Source organism: Pseudoalteromonas sp. NBT06-2 (genome assembly GCF_002276045.1).
Lineage (GTDB): Bacteria > Pseudomonadota > Gammaproteobacteria > Enterobacterales > Alteromonadaceae > Pseudoalteromonas.
The window spans coordinates 1-24798 of the sequence record NZ_NQMR01000083.1; the positions used below are offsets into that span (position 1 = coordinate 1).

The 24798-nt window shown below is 33.6% G+C and carries 20 protein-coding genes; 10 read left to right on the plus strand and 10 right to left on the minus strand.

Features of this window, described 5'->3' with window-relative positions; all coding sequences use genetic code 11:
• Positions 1-639: 639 nt before the first annotated feature.
• Together CJF42_RS16065 and CJF42_RS16070 are read right to left on the minus strand one after the other, a co-directional pair.
• The gene (locus CJF42_RS16065; RefSeq protein ID WP_095367665.1) at positions 640-3549 is read right to left on the minus strand and encodes a TonB-dependent receptor domain-containing protein; all 2910 of its coding nucleotides are present in this window, start codon (positions 3547-3549) and stop codon (positions 640-642) included.
• 190 nt (positions 3550-3739) lie between these two features.
• A complete protein-coding gene (locus CJF42_RS16070; RefSeq protein WP_095367666.1) occupies positions 3740-6112 on the minus strand; it encodes a DNA polymerase II in 2373 nt (790 codons plus the stop codon).
• Positions 6113-6170: 58 nt separating this feature from the next.
• Between CJF42_RS16070 and dinG the strand changes: the two genes are divergently transcribed.
• From dinG to CJF42_RS16105, 7 genes are all read left to right on the plus strand, one after another.
• Positions 6171-8240: an ATP-dependent DNA helicase DinG gene (gene dinG / locus CJF42_RS16075; protein WP_095367667.1), complete on the plus strand. Its 2070-nt coding sequence runs from the start codon at positions 6171-6173 to the stop codon at positions 8238-8240.
• 9 nt (positions 8241-8249) lie between these two features.
• Positions 8250-9026 carry a TSUP family transporter gene (locus CJF42_RS16080; protein ID WP_095367668.1) on the plus strand — a complete coding sequence of 259 codons (777 nt, stop codon included), beginning with the start codon at positions 8250-8252 and terminating at the stop codon, positions 9024-9026.
• A complete protein-coding gene (locus CJF42_RS16085) occupies positions 9027-9626 on the plus strand; it encodes a primosomal replication protein (RefSeq protein WP_095367669.1) in 600 nt (199 codons plus the stop codon).
• Positions 9627-9768: 142 nt separating this feature from the next.
• On the plus strand, positions 9769-10035 hold the full coding sequence (locus CJF42_RS16090; RefSeq protein ID WP_095367670.1) for a late competence development ComFB family protein: 267 nt from the start codon (positions 9769-9771) through the stop codon (positions 10033-10035).
• Positions 10035-10196: a DUF2496 domain-containing protein gene (locus tag CJF42_RS16095; protein WP_095367683.1), complete on the plus strand. Its 162-nt coding sequence runs from the start codon at positions 10035-10037 to the stop codon at positions 10194-10196. Before CJF42_RS16090 ends, CJF42_RS16095 begins: the two co-directional genes overlap by 1 nt.
• Before the next feature lie 836 nt (positions 10197-11032).
• Positions 11033-13156 (plus strand): ATP-binding protein, encoded by a 2124-nt coding sequence (locus CJF42_RS16100; RefSeq protein ID WP_095367671.1) that lies wholly within the window; start codon positions 11033-11035, stop codon positions 13154-13156.
• A 552-nt stretch (positions 13157-13708) separates the two neighbouring features.
• Positions 13709-15337, plus strand: coding sequence for a B12-binding domain-containing radical SAM protein (locus tag CJF42_RS16105; protein ID WP_095367672.1), 1629 nt, complete (start codon positions 13709-13711; stop codon positions 15335-15337).
• A 641-nt stretch (positions 15338-15978) separates the two neighbouring features.
• Here CJF42_RS16105 and CJF42_RS27580 read toward each other — a convergent pair.
• Positions 15979-16188, minus strand: coding sequence for a hypothetical protein (locus tag CJF42_RS27580; protein WP_095367673.1), 210 nt, complete (start codon positions 16186-16188; stop codon positions 15979-15981).
• A gap of 77 nt (positions 16189-16265) precedes the next feature.
• On the opposite strand from CJF42_RS27580, the gene CJF42_RS28150 reads away from it, so the two are divergent.
• Positions 16266-16733 (plus strand): outer membrane beta-barrel protein, encoded by a 468-nt coding sequence (locus tag CJF42_RS28150; RefSeq protein WP_095367674.1) that lies wholly within the window; start codon positions 16266-16268, stop codon positions 16731-16733.
• A gap of 252 nt (positions 16734-16985) precedes the next feature.
• Positions 16986-17528, plus strand: a complete 543-nt coding sequence (locus CJF42_RS16120) for a GNAT family N-acetyltransferase (protein ID WP_095367675.1) — start codon at positions 16986-16988, stop codon at positions 17526-17528.
• 7 nt (positions 17529-17535) lie between these two features.
• On the opposite strand, the gene CJF42_RS16125 is transcribed toward CJF42_RS16120, so the two are convergent.
• On the minus strand, positions 17536-17994 hold the full coding sequence (locus tag CJF42_RS16125) for a GNAT family N-acetyltransferase (protein WP_095367676.1): 459 nt from the start codon (positions 17992-17994) through the stop codon (positions 17536-17538).
• A 149-nt stretch (positions 17995-18143) separates the two neighbouring features.
• Between CJF42_RS16125 and CJF42_RS29335 the strand changes: the two genes are divergently transcribed.
• Complete coding sequence (locus tag CJF42_RS29335) at positions 18144-18347, plus strand: alpha/beta fold hydrolase (protein ID WP_353651686.1); 204 nt, start codon at positions 18144-18146, stop codon at positions 18345-18347.
• A 575-nt stretch (positions 18348-18922) separates the two neighbouring features.
• Here CJF42_RS29335 and CJF42_RS16135 read toward each other — a convergent pair.
• The 6 genes from CJF42_RS16135 to CJF42_RS16160 all read right to left on the minus strand — a co-directional run.
• Positions 18923-20284, minus strand: coding sequence for an alpha/beta hydrolase family protein (locus CJF42_RS16135; protein ID WP_095367678.1), 1362 nt, complete (start codon positions 20282-20284; stop codon positions 18923-18925).
• A gap of 284 nt (positions 20285-20568) precedes the next feature.
• The gene (locus CJF42_RS16140) at positions 20569-21282 is read right to left on the minus strand and encodes a hypothetical protein (protein ID WP_095367679.1); all 714 of its coding nucleotides are present in this window, start codon (positions 21280-21282) and stop codon (positions 20569-20571) included.
• Positions 21283-21713: 431 nt separating this feature from the next.
• Positions 21714-22346, minus strand: coding sequence for a hypothetical protein (locus tag CJF42_RS16145; protein ID WP_095367680.1), 633 nt, complete (start codon positions 22344-22346; stop codon positions 21714-21716).
• 17 nt (positions 22347-22363) lie between these two features.
• Complete coding sequence (locus CJF42_RS16150) at positions 22364-22669, minus strand: hypothetical protein (protein WP_095367681.1); 306 nt, start codon at positions 22667-22669, stop codon at positions 22364-22366.
• Between the two features lie 298 nt (positions 22670-22967).
• Entirely contained in the window at positions 22968-23780 is an 813-nt protein-coding gene (locus CJF42_RS16155; RefSeq protein WP_095367682.1) for a hypothetical protein, read from the minus strand.
• Between the two features lie 136 nt (positions 23781-23916).
• Positions 23917-24798 (minus strand): SH3 domain-containing protein (locus CJF42_RS16160; protein WP_141235575.1); only part of this gene is annotated, 882 nt, incomplete at its 5' end.

Consider the following 24798-nt stretch of genomic DNA (forward strand, 5'->3'; position numbering starts at 1 on the left):
ACACAATGGGTTGTATTAACGCACAATAAAACTTTCAATAATAATAACATAGTGAAAATGAGAGCTAGTTATTTGAATTTAAAACCACAAAACACAAAAATTTGGACTGATAAATATTCTAATTTATTTTCTGTGATTAAGTTTTAAATTTTCCATAAAAAACCTTATATAATGAATATACCCAACCTCTTTAAGATGCAGAATTCAGTTGGAGTTAAAAACGCTTTAGGTAAGTATTGATTACACAGAATAGGTTATTCCCTTTTCAATATCAATAACGCATCATAATGCGTTTCTAAACCAACCCAGCGAGAACTTCTGCAAAAAATCATGCTCGCTGTTGCCTACATGAATGTAGGTCAGTCTCTTGCTCACAAGTCTGAAGCCTTTTGAATAGATTATAATATTTTAGGAGGGCGTTCATAACTCTGTATTTATCAGGTTAGGCCATATAACGTAAACTATACATCACCATACTGAACAGTTAATGGTGACGCACTATTGATTTTTTTCACTACTAAATAATAAAGCGTATGCTGCTGCAAGATCACATCAGGTTTTGTAATCAAACTATCGTTTTGGAAATTAGAAGAGAGATAAGCACTCGTAGCTAAACGAGTGCTTTAATTTTACGAAAAGTTAAAATGAAAGACCGAGAGATAAGTACATATGCCTACCCGTTGTATTGTAAGTTCGAGGATCTGTATTATCATTAAATCCACTGGCCATAAAAGGTGGATCTTCATCAAAAATGTTATCAATGCCAACCGTAGCGTTCATATTTTCCATAAAGTAAGTAAATCTAATATCATGTATTGTAGAAGAATCGACATCTCTGTATACCTCCCAACCATCCAATGCGCCAGTTTCACCATTTAAAACTTCAACTGTTCTAAATCCAGAGTTAATTTCAGATAACGACACATCATCAACAGACGCCATATCTACAAACTCTTCAACGCTAGCAATAAATCGTACAGTATATGCTACTGACCAATCATCATTTTGTAGGCTTACATTTAAATTAGTTTTCCACCTAGGGAAGTTACCGTCACCACTTGATGCGTCCCAGTAGCGCCCTGCATGCTTGACTATTGAATCATCAGCTTGAATCTTATCATAAGTATCATAGTATGTGGTATCTAGATTTACTTTAAGCATTCCCATTTCAATGTCTGTAGAATATTTAACATTAAAATCGTATCCCGATGAATTAACACCACCCACATTAGTTGTTCTGTCATCTATATCGCTTGAGTTACCATACAAGCCACCAGCATCAGCCCCGTAGCGTGTGATTTTATCGCAATATATTCCCTCTTGAGCACATTTATCTAAGATTAATTGCTCACCGATAGTACCAATAGCATCTGTTATTTCGATATCCCAATAGTCTAACGTTAGCGATACACCATCAATAAAATCAGGGCTATATACTATACCCACAGTCAGAATATCAGCTTCTTCAGGTTGTACTTCAGTGTTACCACCTCGAGTTGAAGATAATTGATCTCCGATTGGTTCAAAACCACCAGCTGGAACACCATCCGCGATACAATAAGAAGTAGGATTAGTAGCACATGGATCTTCTATTGTCGGGCTATTAGCTGCCGCACCAGCAAATAAATCACCGATTGAAGGTGCACGGAATGCTGTTGAATTAGTCGCTCTCACTAACAGATTATCTGTTGGCACCCAACGAATACCAAACTTGCTATTTGTAGTATCACCAAATGTATCATAATCAGAATAACGAATAGCAACATCAATCTCTAAAATTTCAGCAAAAGCAACTCCACTTAATAATGGGAAGTTAGCTTCAACATAAGCTTCATCTACACTATAACCACCTTCAGTAGATAAACGTGCTGAACCAGATGTAATATCTAATGCAATTAAGGCATCAGGGTAGTCAGCCCCTTTTACTTCTCTATGTTCAACACCTAATGCAACACCAACCATACCAGAAGGTAACTCAAAAGCATCACCAAATATACTACCTGATATAATTTGCTGTTCATTTGAACCAAAGTCATGGGCCTCAAAGGTAATAAAATCCATCATAGCTTGACTGATAGCCGTTTCAGTATTTGGTGTACCAAATACATTTAATGAAACACATCCTTCAATTACAGCACTCGGTGTACCACACATTATTTCACCCGATGTAGCATCTAAGAAAGAAGGTCCTACTGCTTCACCTACTTTTTCAAAATTAACCCCGCCCGCGTTATTGGTTGCTGAATCATTAGCGCCAAATATATAAGACACTTCATAACCCCAATCATCATTAATTTCACCATCAAAGCCCATTACCGCACTTACCGTTTCAATTCTAAAACGACTATCACGTCCTCCGGTTTCAACCATACGTCTTCGCCAGTCAGCTATATCAACTGAATTACCATCCTTATCTTTTGGGCCAAACATTTGATTATAATAATTGTCTTTTGAGTATGTTGCCTCTCTAAAGCCAAAAAATGCTAATGGTGCTAAAGGTAATGGTGCCAATTTTGTATCTGAAACTCTACGATTGAAGCTTAACTCAGTGAAGAAACGAATATTATCGTTAAATTCATAGTTTGCAGAAGCAAAAAAACCATAACGCTCTGCCGGTGTTAAATGGTAATTTGCAGGTGCATAATTATAAGTATCTTTGTCCCAATCCCAACAGTCATACCCAGTTGGATTTGAAAAGTCACTTGGATCTGACTGCCCAGGGCCACTACCTGCACCATGAGTGAAAGAACCACAAGATTCACCATTCACTAAGCCATCAATACCGTTGTAACGACCCCAAGGTGGAGCTGAAGACCCCCCTTTAGATATTTCTCCGGTGACATCCATATCAAATTCAAATTGTGACCATGAACGATCACCCGACCATTGTGCCCCTTGCTCAACATAAAATGCATTTACAACAACATTGCCTTTATCTCCAGCAAAGCCGACTGTCACATCAAATGACTTAGTTTCTCCATCCCCTTCTTCAGTAGACGCATCATACATAACGTTAGCTTCAAATCCCTCAAAATCATCACGTGTGATAATGTTTACAACACCTGCTATCGCATCAGAACCATAAATTGCCGAAGCGCCATCTTTTAAAACTTCCACCCTTTTAATAATGGCTGTTGGAATAGTACTTAAATCTACCGAGGCATTAGCACCAGTTCCAGATGCCACCATACGACGTCCATTAAGCAATACTAAAGTTCTAGCAGAATCAAGGCCTCTTAAGGAAACCCTTATCGCACCTGAGCCACCATTATTGATTGAAGTATTAGTAGCAGCCCCTGCAACTGAAGGGATTTCTTGTAAGATATCACCCACATTTGTTATACCTGAAGCCACCAATTCATCACGCCCAATGATCTGTACTGGGTTTGCGCCTTCCATATCAGCACGTCTAATACGTGAACCTGTCACTTCAATTCTTTCAACTTCTTCAGCGCCTTCTTCAGCAGCTGACACATTTGTTGATAAAAAAGAAAGTGAGGATATAGCGAGTGCTAACTTTGAAAATTTAAATAATTGATTGTTTAACATTTCATTTTCTCCCTGATAGAGTATTTATTGGAAAATAAATTGAACTTAATTTTGATTTTAATGTGTTCAATTATCAAACAATAATAGCCTATGGTTAAAATTTAACCACCCCACAAGAAGAATAGTTACTTCCTTGAACTGAATTAATAGATATCCAATTGTTTTAATATATAAATATTATAAATAGTTTTTAAAATAGTGAAGCTTGACCATTTAAAATTTGATCAAAATTAGTATTAAGGTAAGGTAAAATGGATTCAGCTATCGGTCTTATCTGTTTTTCAACATAATGTTCTCTATTGAATATAGCTGTGGTAAATTGCTTTAATTCTGGGCCATTTATTGTAATGACATACTCAACCCACTGACCTTTAGTGGGCACTTTATCAGGATGCGTAGTATGTACTTTTAATGCAGCTTGTGCATGAGGTGGTATATTTTTCACATATTCACTTAAATGTTGCCGTAAACGTTTTTTATAAACTAATTGATGATCAAAATCTCCATTCAAAGTTTTAGCAACGTAAGTTTTTATATATTCATCAACGACTTCACCATCAAACACTTTTCGATAAAGTGTACTTTGAAAATTTCTTGCTAATAATGTCCAATCACTTCTAACCGTTTCCATTCCTTTAAAAATCAACTCCTTTTCTTCTGATTTATTATCAGCATTTTGCTTTCTAACTTGACCCACATAGCGTTTTTTAGATCCCTTTATATCACCACGTATGGTGGGCATAAAAAAAGGACTATATACCGTTTCAAATTCAATTTCTAAATGACTTAAAAGATGAAATTCTTTTTTTAATTTTTTATGCCATTTCAAGTTAATTTCATTTGCTAATTGTTTACCAATTTCATTACATTGATTTTGTGTTAATTCATCGTCTAACTTAATAAAGGTAGAATCCGTATCACCATAGATTACTTCATAGTCAGCTTTTTCTATCCAAAGTTTTGTTTGCTGCATGATCTCATGACCACGTAATGTAATTGAACTCGATAACCTAGGATCATAAAACCGACAACCTGTTGAACCTAAAACACCATAAAAGCTATTCATAATGATTTTTATCGCTTGAGACAACATTTTATCTTTATCTTTTTTAGCTTGATCCCGTGCGCTCCAGAGATCTTTTATCAAATCGGGAAGGTGATGTTGCGTGCGGGAAAATTTTGCATCGTGAAAACCAGAAACTGATGTGCCAACATCATTATTTTTCTCATTAAGCCCTGCAATAAGTCCCATTGGGTCAATCAAAAAAGTTCTTATTATTGAAGGGTAAAGGCTTTTAAAATCAAGTACGATGACATTTTCATACAAGCCTGGATTTGAGCTCATTACATAGCCTCCAGGACTATCAAAACTAACCGGGCTATCACCTAAATTAGGTGCAACATAACCACTGCGATGTAATAAAGGTAAATATAAGTTCACAAAAGCAGCAACTGAACCGCCCATTCTTTCTAAATCTAAACCCGTCAATTGGGTTCTGACTATTGCAAATTCAAGCAAGTTTTCTTTTTTAAAAATATCCCAAACGAGTATGCAATCTTGCAAATTATATTCAGCCAAAGCAATTTTATCTTCTACAAATTGTCGCTCTATCTCTTCCAACCTATTATCAGAGTCAATTAACTTAGATTTACCTAATATTTCAGCTGAAACATTCGCTAAGCTAAAACTCGAAAATTGATAAGTTGCATTGCGCATTAAATCAATCCCATCTAAAACAACTCTACCAGGTACAATCAATTTACCTACTTTAGATTGTTTTAGTTGAACTTTATTGTGCGCCCGACCTAATTTTAATGAGATATTTAATTGTTCAGCTCTCTTTACCAGTAAAGAAAAATCAAAATTGATCACATTCCAACCTATTATTACATCGGGATCATAAAATGTAACTTGTCTTTCAAGTTCAATTAATAATTCTGTTTCATCTTTAACCCAAATAATACCATCACTATCTTGTGCGTTTCCCACCATAATAACCAAAGCACACTGTTCATTATATAAACCAACTGAAAATAAAACCCCTTTTCCACTGCATTCTATATCTAAAGACAACATGCTCAGTTTAGGTTTATATTGTGCATCATCTTTTAGTGATTTCATTTTTGCTTGTGTGACCTCTGTATAGCCATTTTTTTGTGTAAAAATACCCTTTACCCACACTGAGCCACATATAAACCTTTCCATTAAGAACCGATCACAATGACGAATATCAGATTCAAAAGTCGTTATAAAATGCTGACTAAAAATATCTCTTGCTTGATAAAAATGTTTCAACTGAGAAAAGTAAAATCCCACAGCCTTTTTTTGTTTAAAAGTATTTAAAGGTAAGGGTTTACTTTTGTATATTATTTTTTCTTCTTCTAGCAGTCTGCATGCACTCTCTTGATTACTCTGTTCAATAAAAAATACAGCTTCTTCATTAGTAATCATCACTTTTAGCGGACCATACTCAGAAGATAGCCAATAACACAAACAAATTTGGCCATTTAAAGTGTATTGTTGCTTAGAGAGAATAAACCCTTGTAATGTTTGTTGTATCAAAAACCCGTTCCCTTTAAACTAATCACTGTAATTATATACATAACTAGGTCACTGCAACATGCTCTCTGATGCTTTAAAAAAAACAATTCGTAAAATTCACCAGCAAGTTGCAGATAATTTGACCGATTATAAACCACGTAAAAGCCAAAACTACCTAGTTGCAGAAATTGCAAAAACCTTGGCAGGCGAATACCACAAAAGCCAAAGAATTTGTGTACTTGAAGCTGGCACGGGTACTGGTAAATCATTAGCTTATTTTTTAGGCGCTTTACCCTATGCCATTGCAAATAAGAAAAAGCTTGTGATCTCAACAGCGACTGTCGCTTTGCAAGAACAACTTATTGAACAAGAACTGCCATTTTTTGCTAAAAATTCCGGATTAGATTTTCAATTTGATCTTGTTAAGGGCAGACACCGATACGCTTGTGCGCAAAAACTAAAAGCATCGCTTATTGAAGAGCCTGAGCAGCTTGGTTTTATACCTTTGTTAAAATCACCCTTGTCTGAAATGGAAAAAAAATGTCTGGAGCAATTAGTCACAGCCTATACAACAAACAAATGGCATGGAGATCGTGATGCATGGGCCGATACGATCCCAGATAAAGTATGGAGTATAATCGCTGGCGATAAGCATTCTTGCCAACGTCAATTAGCCGAACACCAACATTGTCCTTTTCACAAAGCACGAAACCGTTTAAACCAGATGGATGTGTTAGTCGTAAACCACAGCTTATTATTAGCTGATTTAGATTTAGGTGGAGGTAAAATTCTACCCGAACCCTCAAAAACAATTTATGTCATTGATGAAGCACATCATTTACCAAAAATCACGCGAGACTTTTCATCGGCTTCAGCAACCGTAAAAGGTACATTAGAATGGCTTGATAAACTAGCCAAATTTAATCAAAAATTATCAAATACCATTTCTACACAACGTGCTATCGGTATGAACTTTAAACTGGCAGATGCAATAACAGATACTCAAAAAGAATTAAAAAAAGCCAGAGATATACTTGATGGATTAGATATTAAATACAATGAAGATGACGTCTATCGATTTAAAAATGGCGAATTACCTGAACTTTTATCTCATTTATGTAAAGATATAAGTGATTCTTCTTTATTAGTATCTAAGCATTTATCTAAAATGCATGAATCTTTGATCCTTGATGTAAACGATGGTGATGTTAAACCTCATAAAGCTGATCCTATTTTGGCTGAAAGTGGTGTTTATATTCAAAGAATAGAAAACCTCAATAAACTTTGGAATAATCTAAACAAAGGTACCGCTTCAAGCCCTCATGCTCGTTGGCTTACACAACAAAACTATAAAAATCATCATGATCATTTATTAGCTGATAGTCCTATTGAAGTTGGGTATTATTTAAAAGATAAGTTATGGCAAGAATGTGCTGGCGCTGTTTTATGTTCAGCAACATTAACAGCTTTAGGGAACTTTGATCATTTTGCTTTTGAATCTGGGTTAGCAGGTGAAGAAGGCGTTAACTTCTTAAAAGTACCTTCCCCTTTTGACTATCAAGAACAAGCGCAACTTTTACTTCCTGATATAAAATGTGAACCAACAAATAAAAACTTCACCAAGCGCTTAATTGAAGTAATGCCGAATTATATTGAAAAAGAAAAAGCGAACTTAGTTTTGTTTGCTTCTTATTGGCAAATGAAAGAAGTTGCCCAAGGTTTAAGAACAAAAGGTTATAATTTATTATTACAAGGTGAGTCATCACGTGAGTATTTAATAAAGCAACACAAAAAATCCATAGATAAAAATAAAGGTTCAATTTTATTTGGCACTCAAAGCCTCTCAGAAGGTCTTGATTTACCTGGTAAATATCTAGAAAATCTAATTATAACTAAAATTCCTTTTGCTGTGCCAACTTCACCAATGGAAGAAGCGCAAACTGAACATATTCAAAATAAAGGTGGAAATCCATTTTTATCAATCACAGTACCTGAAGCCTCTAAGAAATTAGTGCAAAGTTGTGGTAGACTGCTTCGCAAAGAAAAAGACTCTGGTCGTATCGTTGTATTAGATCGTCGTCTCGTCAGTAAGCGTTATGGCAAAGCTATGTTAGATGCCTTACCCCCTTTCAATAGAAAAATAGAGTAATTAATTTAAGTGCTAGAACTCGCTTTAGACCCTTCAACTTGGGTAATATTATGTGCAGTCGCATTAGCTGCAGGCTTTATCGACGCAATTGCCGGTGGTGGTGGAATGCTTACTGTTCCCGCATTATTAACGGCAGGTTTACCGCCTCATATTGCTTTAGGCACAAATAAACTGGCTTCGAGTTTTGGCTCACTTACAGCTAGCGTAACTTATTTTAAAAAGAATTTATTTCAACCTAAATTTTGGCTAAAATCAATTATAGCGACAGCTTTAGGATCTTTAATTGGTACTTTAGTCGTTGATAAACTCAGCATTGATTTTTTAAATAAATTACTACCATTTATAATTATAACAGTTGCTATATACAGTATATTTGGCAAGTTAAGTCCTGAAAAAAAAACCAAACTACCTGACATCACTTTAGGGCTAAAAATAAAGCAAATTGTACAAGGTAGCTTATTAGGTTTCTTTGATGGCTTAGCAGGTCCCGGTACTGGCACATTTTGGACTGCTTCAAATTCATTATTATATAAAATGAATTTACTACTTAATTGTGGTTTAGCGCGTTCAATGAACTTTGTAAGTAACTTTATATCTCTTATTGCTTTTGTTGCCTTAGGTCATGTTAACTTTTTATTAGGTGCCACTATGGGCGCATTTTTAATGCTAGGTGCTTGGATCGGTGCACACTCAGCAATTAAATTTGGCAGTAAAATTATTCGTCCTATATTTAATACTGTAGTCATTATTTTAGCGGGTAAGCTTGCATATGAGGCTTTCATATAAATGAACGCACAAATATTAGAACGTTTACATATCCAAATTGAAAAAATAAAACGAGATGCTAAAGCCTTTGATAATGCAAAATGGTTTGATAAAAACCGTTATATGAGATCAAAGCATAGGTTATTTGATGCTACTTTATTTAATACTCGTAGTATGATTTTGCTGGATTATGTTGATGAATTATCAGAAACTTATGTAAACCTACCACCTATAACTCACCGTAGAAGCTATGAATACGCTATTGAAAGATTGACAACACAACTTGAAGCTGTGATCAGAGTATTAAAATCAACTCCCGTTTGGCAAAAAGATTTAGACAGCAATAAATTTGTAAAAAAGAAAACATATTATAAAAAAGCCGTAAAAAAAATAATGCAATCTTCACACGAACTTCATCAAGAACTGGCTAAGAATAAAGAGTTTGAAAGACGTTTATTAGTTATGATTGAAGATAAAAAAGCCTTATTGCATAGAGCGTGCGATGATAAAGCGAGTGAAATTAATCTAGAAATACTATCAATTCATGGCAGATTAGGGAGATGTCGAAAAGCGATTTCAGCAACTGAAGATAATATTAAATTTTCTGAAAAAAACAAATAAATTGCCTCGAACCCATGAGTTAGATTTGCCTCACGTTTTGGTATAAACTAAATTAAGTACAATGAGTTTGAATTAAATTTATTTAAAGAGCTGATTCAAATAAATATAAAAATAAAATTTCATGTTTTATATGGAGTATTAGATGAAACTGCATGATGATATACATAATTATTATGAAAAATTAGTGCTTGATGAAGTCATTAAACAAAAAATAAGTGAATCTTTAGATGTCGATACATTAGCTGATTTTTGCTGTACGGTACTAAATCAGCTTCCTCCAAGATATATTCGCTTTGAAGTTGATCTTGCTTTTTATTTACCTCAATCTGAGCGTATAGAAATGGAAGAACAAGTCAGAGTAGCCATTGAAGAATCTATAAAATTAATATCAATGAGGGGGGACAATTGATTAGTTCTAGTTTAGATAGCGCACCTGAACATATAAAATTAGCCATTGACTTAATTATGTTATTAGAAAAAGAAGAACTTGAATCACAAGTTATTCTTGATGCATTAGAAGTTGTAAAAAATGACTTTAAAAAGAAGTTAGTTCAGATATCAAGTGTTTAATTTGCTATCTGAGTTTAACTAATTAACCTAGCCTCGAGTTAATTAGTTAATGTAGAATTTTAAAAATAAGTGAAGTATTTATGCCAGCAAAAGCAAAATTATTACTCCCAATATAATCAGTTTTTATTTCTCGACCCTCACATTTAATGTAATCAAGACACCGCATTGAACATATACCCGTACTACTTGGAAATGCAGGTTTTAGAGCTCAGGTAGGAGTCGAGTACAAGGCATGATTTGTAATTCATTTATACCAATTCCGATAATAAAGTGACCATTCAGAGCTTATGAGGTTTTACAATTCTAGGCATGTCAGTGAATTCATGGTTATTCCCTTTATAACTGATATAACAACGAAGTGTAAATTCTCAAAAGCTCCTTTTAGGCAGATTTAAAAGCGCTTTATTCTTCGTTATTGGTTTTGATAGCGCAGCATAAACCCTGCTTAAACTCGCCGAGACGAAGCTTCTGAGCAAACCCACAGTTGGCTTGAAAGGTACCTACATTCCTGCATCAACACGCCTTGAATTGGGGTCGATCAGATAGTTCTGAAACATGTATTTAAAAGTAATACCAATACGAGTAAGTTAGTGATCAAATTTTAATAAGGATAAATTTTCAAGAACAAAGCGCTTGATTGAGTAATTATTTATTCGTATAACATGGGTATATGCCTAAATAGCTCTTTAAGGAACTAATAAATCAAAAAAGGATGGATGAAATTTAAAATAAGATGAAAGTCAACTTACTCTTGATTTTAACAGCATAATAAAACATGTATTTGCTATACCACTACCCAATAGTTTATCTTAATATAAAAAATAAAATTAAAAATTATGATTAAACTCAGTATCAAAGCACGCATTCTTATTTTTGTAATACTTTTTGAAATATTTGCCTACAGCAGTATTCAATTATTTAATAACTATATATATAAAAAAGAGCTTATTGAGTTAAAACATAAAGAAATACAACAAACCTTTATCGCAAGCACCGAAAAAATAAATAACTTAAGCCAAGTAATGGAACGAAATGTTATAGATTTAGCGATTACTGGAGAGCATTTATATTCACTAAAGCTAGATGGCTTTTTGGATATGAAAGCACTCGAGTCTAAAGCCCAACAATTACTAGTTTCAAATTTCACCAACTTCCCCCAAGCCATTGGTGGTGGTATATGGTTTGAACCTTATGCTTTGGATCAAGCTGTGCAATATTTTGGTCCTTATGTTTTTAAATCCCAAGGAAAAGTGAAGTTTAGCTGGAATTTAAATACCTCACAATATGATTATCACAACCAAAATTGGTATCGTATTGCATCTCAAGATAATTGGGGAACAAAAAAAAATACGCTTAAACCACTTTATTGGACCACTCCTTACAGGGATACTGCGGGTTCTTTTTCTTTGATGATGACAGTGGATGCCGTCATGTTTAATGAAAATAGGAAACCGATAGGTATTACCACAGTTGATTGGGAACTCACACAATTAACCTCATTTTTAGAATCAGTAAGCATTACTGAGAACTCATTTCCTTTTCTTATACACCAACCTACAGGGAAAGTTCTAAGCTATCCAAAAGACCCTCAACTAATATTGCAACAAATTGAAAAGCTACCTTGGGGCACCGCTTTATTAAATAAATCAAAAATAAATAAGCTAAGCAGTCTCAATAACATTATTATTAGTGATAAAAAATACAATATTTATTTCTATCAAACTCAAAGCGGTTTTATTTTTGGCTCTATCAGTCCATTATCTGATTTAGAAAAAGAAGCTAAAAGTATTACTACGATTACTTTCTTAATAGGCAGTGCAATTGGTATTTTATTTATCATTATAGTGTTTTTATTAATGCAAATTTTATTTAGACCATTTGATAAGGTTTTAAATTTAATCAAAAAATCAATAACTCATAAAGAACATAATAACAACATTATTGAAGTTGAACAGATTGACTATTCAATGAACAATGAATTTACCCCTATAATACAAGAGCTTAATGAAGTTTATAAACAAGTATCTCACTATATGCTGGAAATATCGTTAAATAATGATAATTTAAGAAAATCAAAAGACGAAATTAATGCGCTTAATGATAATTTAGAAAACAAAGTAGAATTAAGAACTCAACAATTAGCCGATAAGACACAAGAGGTTGTAAAATCTTTAGAGCAACTTAAAAATACCCAAAAACAACTCGTAGAACAAGAAAAAAATGCTTCTCTAGGAAGATTAGTAGCAGGTGTTGCGCATGAGATAAATACCCCTTTAGGTGTATGTATTATGTCAGCCTCTTTTATGGTGTCTAAATTAAATTCCCTAAACGAACGCTTTGAATCTGGAAAACTAAGTAAGAGCTACTTTAAAACTTGCTATCTAGCGCTCAGTGAAAGCGCAGATCTACTAAGTAATAACCTAAAACGCGCATCAGATCTGGTAACCAGCTTTAAAGAAGTTGCCGTTGATCAATCCGCTGATGAATTTAGGAAATTTAAACTTTGTGATTATTTATCCAAAATTATGCGCTCTTTACAAGCTAAGCTCACACATAAAAATATAATTTTAAAGCTAGAATTTGAAGGCGATGATTTCACAATATACTCAAATCCAGGTGCTATATCGCAAGTTATAACCAACATAATAGATAATGCTTTCATACACGGCTTCGATACTATGAATTCAGGAAAGGTAAGCGTTATCCTAACTAAAGAAGTACACAATATAACACTTAAAATTGCCGATAATGGTAAAGGAATGAGTGATGAAACACTAAAAAATATTTTCGACCCATTCTTTACAACAACAAGGCATACAGGCACAACAGGTTTAGGCATGCACATCGTCTACAACTTAATATCACAACAGCTAAATGGTAAAATAGAGTGTAATAGTAAGTTTGGTGAAGGTACAAACGTAGTCATTAAATTGCCTTTGACTCAAAGTAAGTTGTTATAACGCCATTTTATTCAGGACAAATTTTACTTTCACTGTTTGCAAAATAATAGGAGATGGATTTTAGTTTTTTAACTTAGAAAAACCGAGATTAAGTTTATTTTGAATTCAAGATTAAAAACAAATCTATACCCATGACACCTCAAAATTGGCGATTTCAGCGAGAATTAAACAGGATTTAGGTAAGGCATTAATTGAAGATAATAGTTGTTCCCTTATCAAAATTAATAACGCAGCATAAACCCTGTTTAAACTCGCCGAGACGGCGTTTCTGAGCAAACCCACTTCATCATTGCGTTGGTTCCAAAGGTGTCTACATTCCTGCATCAACACGTCTTGAATTATGTTCGCTCAGATAGCTCTGAAACATGCATTTTGAAGCAACATGTGTTGTAATTTTAATAGAGGGAGATGGTTAAGTATACAGCTAGCTACCTACAGTAAACTTCACCCATAACTAGACTTTTAAAACCCTAACTGATAAACAGATACTGAAAAAAATAAGCTATTGTTGTATTATTACACTTAGACTATTCAAGATATTTAAGAACCATAATGGCAATGCAACAATTCAATTCTGAGCTAATAATTAAGCAAATAAATGTATCTGATGAAAATACTTCAACCACATTTAAGAACAGCACACCCCTTAATCACGAAACAGATGAAACCTCATCTAAAATAGTGCTTGCTACGATTAACGCTAAGTATATTCATGCCAGTTTAGGTTTGCGCTATCTTTACGCTAATTTAAAAGAGTTACAAAATAACTGTGAAATAAAAGAATTTGTTATTCAAACTCGTCCTATCGATATTGTTGAAAAAATCTTGGAGTCAAAACCCACTATTGTTGGTTTTGGTGTATATATCTGGAACATCATAGAAACAACAAATGTTGTTAGTCTGTTAAAAGTGATAGCCCCTGAAATTAAAGTTGTTTTAGGTGGGCCAGAAGTGAGTTATGAATCTGAAGGACAAGCCATTGTTGCGTCTGCCGACTACGTACTAACAGGTGCAGCTGAAGTAAGTTTTTACAATTTATGTAAAGATATTATAAATAAAACTGAACCTGAGCAAAAAGTTTTAACATCTAAACCATTTGAATTGAAAGACCTTGCGTTGCCTTATGAATATTATAGCGATGAAGATTTAAATAATCGCTTACTCTATGTTGAAGCATCGCGTGGTTGTCCATTTAAATGTGAGTTTTGTTTATCCTCTTTAGACACAGCATCAAACCCTTTTGAACTAGAAGTCTTTCTTGAACAAATGGAGATCCTCTACCAGCGCGGCGCACGAAATTTTAAATTTATAGATAGAACTTTTAATTTAAATATTAAAACCACAATGCAAATTATGCAGTTTTTCTTAGACAAGGAGAATGATGAGCTCTACCTGCACTTTGAAGTAGTACCAGATCATTTGCCTCGAAAATTAAAAGAGGTGTTAACTCAGTTTCCTGAAGGCAGTTTACAATTTGAAATAGGGATCCAAACTTTTGATCAGCAAGTACAGGCTAATATTAGCCGTAAGCAAAATAACCCTAAATCAAAAGAAAATTTAATTTGGTTAAAAGAGCATACCAATGCGCACATTCATGCAGATCTCATTTTTGGTTTACCAGGTGAAACATTTGAATCATTTGGAGATAGCTTCAACCAACTCTATCAATGTCGTCCTCATGAAATTCAATTAGGAATTTTAAAGCGTCTTAAAGGTAGTCCTATCATTAGGCACACAGAAGCATTTGATCTGCGCTTTAATCCATTGCCACCATTTAATATATTAAGTACTGATCGTGTTGATTTTTCGACAATGCAACTTATTAATCGCTTTGCAAGATATTGGGACATGATAGGTAATTCAGGACGCTTTAAATATGTATTGCCAGAAATATTAGAGGGCAGCCCATTCGAAAACTTTATGGCTCTAACCAATTGGCTCTTTGATGAAACAGGGCAAACACATCAAATTAATTTGAAAAGGCTCTATGAGCTATTATCACAAGCGGTCGAAGCTTTATTTCCAGAAAAGCATCGACTTGTTATTTCAAAAATTGAATTAGACTACACTGCGTCTAAATTAAAAAGTAGATTCGACACGCTTAATCTTTATGCAGGTCAAAAGACTAAATCAACAAGTCAAATTAATTTCGTGCAACGACAAACTCGGCATATGAGTTAAAATAACAAACTATAGTGATCCCCATAAATATCTTATTATTTTTATAAAAAGAAAATGAGGATCACTTACTCCTTCCTCTAATTATCAAATCCCTTTTTTCTCCTAACAGACAGACAAGTAAATCGCCCTAAAGTACTATCATAACGACTTTGAATACTAAACATATTTCCGAGGGTTATTGCTATTGTATTTTCTATTAATTCTCGCCATAAAATGTTGCTGCTTTTAAGTTTGAATCTTAAGTAAGGGCCACCTTGAATTTGCGAGATTGCTATACTCGTGCTACTTGGAAATGCAGATTTTAGAGCTTAGTATATGGAGTAGAACCTATTTTAAAACTTTAAAAAAAGCTAAATAATTTGCGTAATTGTTACTTTAACTTTTCAAGTATTTCATATTATTTCATATTATTTCTCCGAGAACATCATAGTAAAAATGTTCGTTTTTATACTGCTTTTGGCCAAACTGGTGCCACATACTTAGCAATACTCGCAACTGCACTACATTTTTCATTGATACAAACGGATACATAGGTTTACATCCACTTACTTACAAAACGACTTTAAAATACAAATTCACCAATTCAACCATAAAGGTATTCATTCATACTGAAATACATACTAACTTCTGTACTCGTTTTATCAGCTAATACCATAGCTAATCAAAATCAAGCAATTAAAAGTTCTCATTCTATACCCAAGCCACTTCAAGATGTGAGATTCAGGACTGCTGAGCAATTCATGATCTAGGCGCATCTTTGCATTAATGGTTACTCCCTTAAAAAAAGATGAACCGGCAATATGCTCCTGCATTGCTCTAGTACCTACATCCATGCAGGCAACAACGAGCATGATTTGCTCAGAAGTCCCTGTAAGGTTGGTTTATAAATACTTTATGCAGCGTTATTGATTTTGAAAAGGGAATAACCATGTTCTCAATCAATGCCTTGCCTAAAGCATTTCTAATTCCAACTGAATCCTGCATCTTGAAGTGGTTTGGGTATATATTTATTGCCGCAGGTTTTGGTGATGCAGATTTGAAACATGATAAATTGGAAAATAAAATGGATGATTTTGATGATGATACTTCAGCCCAAATTGGTTACCACTACCAAATGACTGATATATTTTCTGTTGATACTAGATATATAAGCTCCTCTTCTTTTAGTTTTAAAAAAATACTTTCTTTTGGCTTATTAAAAGAAAGTATTGATTACTCTGTATTCACCCTATCAGCTCAAGCAAGACAACCAATTACACAAAACTCATATATTTATGGAAACCTTGGTGTCGCTAGGTATAATTGGGAATATGCAACATCTAAAATAGATATAGATCATTCTGGGTTTGGTGGGTTATTTTCTTTAGGTTATAGGTATCAATGGAACAAAGTTTAACTTTCATTGGAGCACCAATGATTAACAATGGAAGATATGAAAAAATTATTTTACTACCGGAATTGGTTATAGATTCTAGTATCTCAATGAATATAGTTAAATAAAACCCAGAAATGTAAAGTATATTTCTTTATGAAACTGCTATTTTTAATTTAACCTTAATTACTTTTACTAGAAAAATAAAGTGAATATTTAAAGCTGAAATTACTGAGAAGTCTCCTTAATATACCGTTATGTTTCTCGAGGAAAATTATGTTTACATTGGAAGTTGAACAAGGATTAAAGCTTGTTTTAATCGAGCAAAAATTTGCTTCACAGTATTTCGAAATAGTTAATAGAGAACGTGAATATTTAAGCCAATGGTTAGCTTGGCCTCCACACGCCAATAACGAAGATTTCTTTTTAAGTTTCATCAGGCGATCGCTGAATGATTATAAGGATGGAAAGTCACTCGTTTGTTCTATGCTCTACAAAGATAAATTAGTCGGAAATATCAGCTTTAATAGTATTAATAACGAACTCAAAAAAGTTGAAATCGGCTACTGGCTTAGCGCTGAATATCAAGGCAATGGAATTGTAACTAAATCAGTTTCCAAGTTAATTGAAATGGCATTCACTGAACTTAACATACTAAAAATTCAAATATCAGTAGCAGTTGAAAACCAGCCGAGTCGCAAAGTCTGCGAACGTTTAGGTTTTAACCTTGAAGGGATTATTACTCATGCAGAAAACTTAAATGGTCGTGTCGTTGATCATGCTATTTATGGGTTAAGCCGTAATATTTGGTCCGATTAGATATAATTTATCCAATATTTTTTGACATAAACATACTATATGGGTCATCTTGATAATCACCAAAAGGTTCACACACATCAAAATCAAATTCTTGATAAAGTTTTTGTGCTGGTATAAATGAATTCATTGTACCCGTTTCCAAACTTAACTTTTTATATGAACGAATAATCGCTTGTTTGATAATATGCTCTAACATTTTACGCGCTATACCTTTACGTAAAAATTTATGTGATGTGCGCATAGATTTTATTTCCCCATGCTTTTTATCAAGCTCTTTTAAAGCACCAATTCCAGCTAAGTTTTCATTTATCCATAGGCTCCAAAAAGTTATTTCAGGTTGTTCAAGTGCTGTTAAATCTAGTGCGTGAACACTTTCTGGCGGAGAATGAGATAACATATCCTCATGATGCTCTTGCAACAAAGAAATCACTTCTTCATGCCTTAATTTACCAACCTTAATATGCATATAAAACCTGTATTTAACGGTGTATTTAACGAGCCTGTTGAATTACCCATATTAATACTTTGTAGTCAGAACACTCTACCGATTAAAGTTTATTTTAACAAGCTTCAATGAAGCCAGCGACACGCTTTTATCAAGTAACTGCAAGATTGATGTTAAACGACATCGAATTTATTCGGGAGAAATATGAACTAGGTAAAATAATAATATTCGGACATTCTTGGGGCGGGGATCTAGCGGCACATTATGTTGATAAATATCCAAAATCAGTATGGGGATATATTATTGCCTCCACTGCTCACCATTATAAAAACAATAGCTTGGTGCTTATGGTCTACTTATTATCTCCGCGGTAGAGTTACATAAATTGCCACTACGTAGTGAAATTAAGTAAAATACAGTTTACGATCTTTTTGGCAATCGACTTATTGAAAATTATCAATATTTATATCCAAACTTTAAGGTTAAGGGGGATTTTCGTGTGGTTTATACGACATATGGGATGAAACAACTATGCTCAAAGCCTCTCAATTAACCCCAAATGCTATCAGTTTTATATTCCCACAAAGAGGGTTGCTTGCACTAACTTATGGTGCAAACTACAACAAGCATGTTGCTTGCACTATAAGTTGACATAAAGTGAAAGCAACAATCAACAACTTACCGCTAAATCTGCATAATAAGATGACATAGAAATGAACTGATAGATGACATAACCTTACTGAATTGCACTATTAGTTGGCATAAAGTCTATCATTGCTGAATATTTAAAATTGATGCATTAAACATATTAAAACAGCTTAAGCTTTAATATTTTACACGGTTACTAAATAATATTTTGGCTACTTGAGCAACTTAGAGTGTTGATCTTAATTGCTCTACTGAATCCAAAATAGTTTAAAGTTGCAAAGCCCCTTTTTATACAACAAGTTTAAGGCTTGCTTTTTTTACCGCTACCACCAGTGTAGTCACCCCTCCAAAAGTCTTCGTTCCAAAATAGATATTCGCTAAAGTCTCCGTGTTTTTCTGGTGATCCATCCCTTAATCCAAATTGTGTGAGATGAACTCGTTTTTGTACTTCTCTATCAGGGAAAGCTTTTACCGCACCTCTAATAATATTAAACCAAAATCCGGCGGTTTTGTCTGAAAATGAATTAGTGTCTTCAAGGAATTGATCTATCCACATTAAAAGTGAACCTCTAGGTGTGAAATCATATGCAAGGTTTTCAGTCATATCGTTGTATGGATTTAAAGTAACGTTGTAGAAGGTACTTTGTTTATTCTTAAGTAAATAAGGGTGAACCACTTGGTTTAGGTCTTTAATGCTACATGCAGCTGCTAAGTAAACAATATTATCGAAGTCAATATGTTGATATTGAGAAAGAATATTGTTTGCAACAACAGTCCCCATACTATGTCCAATTAAGTTAATATTTTCATCATTTTTGTATGCACTATAAAACATTTCAAAAAATAAATTAGCAGCAGTCGTAGCATTCTGTAATGGTACACCTTTGTGGCTGCTATCATTGATTAAGACAAGATCTGTTCTTCTTAACATTGAATTCCATGCTCCTTTACCTAATCCATCTATAAAAGGAGAGGAAACGAGCTTGGTTGGGTTAATTACGCTAAACCAGTCAGTAAAGGCAAATCCAGTATCATTAGGGCTGTTGTGTAGTAAGAAACTTGCATCGTCAACATTCTTTAATGCGTTACCGTATTCTATTTCTTCTTTTGAATTGTAGCTCTTAATTGCAGCGTTTTGACTAAACAATATTCTGTATGTTGAGGCAGGAATTCTAGCTACGCTCCTAAATAAATCTTCCAAAAGAATAAAAGGGGAAGATATAGGTCCTAAAAACTTAGATTCTTCACCATTTCTTAGAAAAAGTAAATGGTCTATATAGTTGGTAAAGGGACCAGAGTTCCACGACAAAAAAAGTGGATATTTATTATCGTCAAGCATTTCTTGTTTTAAATTCTGGACTCGCGAGGTTGCTGTATTATGAGAATTTAATCCGCCATGAATAAAAATCGTTAACTCAAGTTCGGGTTTTTGTTTTTTTAATTTGTCATAGTTAGCGATGATGCCTCTTATGTACTTTTTTTCATCTGCTCTGGGAATTTTTTTTTCATTTTTTGGTTCGAGGAGTCGACCTTCTTCATCAATATAGATTTGGTAAAATTGAACGTCATCCTCTTTTTCCATCAGTACTACTGATGTAGAAGAGCAGGCAGATAGAAATATAACCGTGATAATACTAAACAGAAGTTTTATTGCTAATTTCATGTTGATTTCCCTATATCAATTACATGAAGTTAGTTCGTTGCTACACTACTCCATGTGTTTAGTGTCTAAATATAAAACTACTCTTTTTTATATGTCAAATAATGTATGTATCAATCAATTTTCATAATTGTTTTTTTAATGACGAATATGAGGTTATATTTAAATTATTTAACTATCGGAAACTAGTGCATAAAGTTGCCGTAATAGTAAGAGTTATTAGATATCTTACTTATCTCATTTTTTAAAGCCTCTTCTGAGGCTTACTAAAGGTCGGAGACTTAAGTTTACCACGTAGTTGAAAATAAGATCATAACTCCGTAGCTGGTTTCTTCTTTATATCTGATCTCGATTTCATTACCTGGTAATGGCTCATTTGCTATTATTCCGTCACCGAGCACTTGGGTGTTAGGATCCGCAACAATTCCCACCCCAATATTAAAACTGTTACCTTCATCATCTCGTTTCCACGCATACATACCACCAAGAGCAACAGCGCTGATTATATTTTCATCACCTGGTTGCAAAGCAACAAAAGGCCCAAACCCTCTACCATTTTGATTATAGTCGGGAATATAGTGGGCTTCTAGTACAATACGAGGAGTCCCATTACTTTCTTTATCTACACGAACAATACCGTCAACAACAGTGGCTGATTTAACTCTGTCGCCTGAACTTGCGTTCATTGTATATGAAATTCCCATCCCAAAGCCTAAATCATCAAAAATAGTACTCCCCTTTGATTTTGACTTTGCTACTTCCTCAGCTGCTTTTTCTGCTAATCTTGCAGTTTCTTCAGCTACAACAGCTAGCGCATCAGCCGCAGTTTCTGCTGTTTTAACCGCTTCTGCCTTTGCTTTAACCGCTTCTGCCTTTGCTTTTTTCGCTTTAGCTACTGCTTCAACTGCTTTTTCAGCTACTGTTTGTTGAACTACTTCAATTGCAATAGCTGGAAAAGTATATATACCACTAAGTAGTAGTAGCATTGGAGTTTTTATCATTTAATTTCCCTATTAAAGTTGTTTTGATACAACTATAACTTTTACCACAACCTTAATTTAGGAACAAGTGACTTAGATAAATTTTATATTCGACTTATGGGTATTAGAATAATTTTAATTTGAAAACAATAGAGCACACATCACACATCACACATCACACATCATTTATGACAACACTACAGCCAAAAAACTGGATTCATCCTCATGATTAAGGTCGGTTACTCATTCTTGTAAAAGTAATAAATATCATGAATCAACTCAAACTATATTAAACTAATTTTACAGTTTTATGCCCTTATTCTACTAAACTAACTATTGCTTTTGACAGGCCCTACAAATTATTTCTTGCCAATTTATTATTTAGCTCAAGCCATAAAAGAATCTAAGTTTGAGTATGCCGAACCAATGGTTTTCCAATATAATACTGGAAATCAAGACTCATAAAAGTCAAATGCAAAAAATTGCTTTAGCTCTCTATAAAGAGGTGTAAAGAAATATACGAGGGAAGTCCATTCAGGTGCATTTCCTATTAGACCCGTCCTCGTCAACCTACCAAGTAATGCCCCGAGAACATCGATATTCACACCAACTTGATAAGCACAATATTGATTCGCTTCCTCATTTTGCTCGTGCGGGTTAGGTAAAGTCTCATCATCCGCCACTTTTTCAGGTTCCTTAACATGTAAATCATTTGTATATGGAAGACCTCCTTTATCCAAATAATAAAGAATTAATACTTCCCTATATGATAACTCAGAGAATATTGATAATATTTCTTGATAAAAATCAGGTTGTTTCTCAATCAAGCCTAGAGAATCACTTACCACAAAAAGATTCTTTAAAGTATTGATCTTTTCAACTGTGGAAGCTCTTTCAACTGCTTCAATTGTTCTTATAAGACATGCTAAATAACTAGGGCTCTTTCTTTTAGCTTCAGACAGAGTTATTTCATCAGATTCCAATTTAGCCAAAATATTATTTATAGTATTTTGTTCAGAAACTTTTTTAATAAAAGAAAAGATTTTTGTCGCTGATTTTATTTCAGGAGCTATTAGATAAGCCATTTATATTTCCTTTTTATTTAAATAAAGAAATATGAGGCTGCATTAAAGAACATACCCATAGCTAAGAAAATAAAACCAGAAACAAGTAAAATGACACCTAACTTTGATTCAATATCCAATAAATGGATAATTGTACCTGTTACTACAGGGTACTTTTGAGTATTACCATTTACAACATCTTGAAAAGCTCTTATTGAAACCTCATGTGCTATTAAACAGTTCTTTACCCAAGTTAATATGGACTTTACTCTCCAAGCAAGTAAAATCGAACCTACCCCTGTAAAAATAGCTCCTATAATCTTTAACCAGATCGTTATATCCATTGGTATATTCAAATTTTCAATTCCGTTAGTTGAATTCTGATCTTATATTCTCCTGAGAGAATAGTTATTGGTACTTAAATTCGGCATATATTCTTCAAATTGATAATAATTAATAACCACAAAACGTTGTAAATAATCACTTAATTTAAATCAGTATTCGCTCAGCATCAATAAGTTTATTTTGGTTTAATTAAGATCTATTCCGCGCAATTAGTTTAAGCTTGAATAAAATGTCATGTCTAGTTTTAGATACTACATAATGACATTTTAAGCATTATTATTTCTTGTTTCCGTAATTTTAATCAACTATTATTTTACTAAAATAACGATTTCGTACTATCCTAATTGCATCTGGCGTAGTCATTTTTTCAGGAGGGAAGTCTAGTATAATATTAATAATGTCAGCCATTGCATTATTACTAAACTTAAAGTCTTCAGGTAAGTCGTTCGAATGTTTGTCAAATTGACCGTCAAACGCTAATACGAAGTCTTTTATATCTGTCGCACGTCCTTCAATAACTGTCATTGGTAATTCTGTGTGTGTTGGTTCTATATGCTGTCTCTCAAAATTACCGATAGCCTCAATTACCTCCGCACGACTAGGCCAATATTTACTGTCATATTTATTACCTAGACTTTTCATTTTAGGACCAAGGTGATGTTCATATAGATAATTAGCTTCACTTGCTTGGTGAATCATATCATCTACGAATTGACAATCTTCTCTTTCAATTCCTGAATAATTAGATAACTCAGTTTGTCTTCGAAGTTTTTTAGCAAGTTTGAAAGATAAATCAATTATTTCTTTTTGCAGGATTACGTATTCACGATAATCATCTCTATTTTTTATAACATCTTCTTTGTTATAGTCTACGGATAACCAAATGTGTTCAAGAGTCATCCAAAGATTAGCGTTTTGTTGTTTATCTGAATAACCAAATTTACTAACTAATTCATCGAATGCACTTTTTAGCTCATCAGCACGCTCTATAATTCTTTCCATTACCTCCCAGTAAGAAGACAATATTCCAGAACACTTGTTACTTTCTAGTTCACGGTTTATAAATGCTTTACAAAATACTAAAGGGCTATCTTTTGGAAGTTTTTTCATTTTATTTCCTGACTAAATAGTTTCGATTAGCTTAATTGCAATTCTAAAGTGCAGCCGTATCGGTAAAAATATTTTTTGGAATGTTGAGATCTATTATCTATCAACAAAACCTGCTTCTTTGTATTGCCTATCCGAGTTATTTAAATTTTATAGTGTGTTTTCTAGATAACCAGCCTTGTATATACTCCCCATCTACTTCAACTTCAACAAGTAACCAAGCTCTGTTGGATTTATCTAACACCTCTACCAAACTACCAATTGGTAGCTTATATAAAATATTTGATTTCATACTAGGTTTATCTCTAAAGCGAAGGTTATTAACTTTGGTTGCTCGATAATTGATAAGCAAGGCACTATCTATTGATTTCCTCACAAAAGATTTCACTTCTCTAGTGGTATTTAACTTAAGAAGTCCATCATTAGCCTTTTCCTTTGAATTATAAATTTCATTTGTAATTAAGCCGAGCATTATCGGCCAGAAAAAATGTATAAATATAATTTTCAAAGCCTTTTTAGCTTTATCTGACAATAAATCAACATCTACAAAGCTGTTTAATTCATTAACTATTTCATCATCAAAATCAGAAAATGATTCTCCAACTTCAATTTCTGAAAAAGAGTGAGATCTAAATATAGCTTGGTGGTTATTTATAAAATCTGATACAGACGATAAACCTGCTTTAACAGCTAACTCATTCATGGATGATAAACCAATGTTATTTAATACACTTTGGTAATTATTAATATAATCAAAGTCCACTGATGATAAACCAGCCTTAACAGCCATGTCATTTATGGATGATAAACCAATGTTATTTAATGCACTTTGGTAATTATTAATATAATCTGAGGCCACGGATGATAAACCAGACTTAACAGCCAAGTCATTCATGGATGATAAACCAATGCTATTTAATGTACTTTGGTAGTTGTTAATATATTCAGAAGCTACTGATGATAAACCAGCTTTAACAGCCAAGTCATTTATGGCCGGTAAACCAATGTTATTTAATGCACT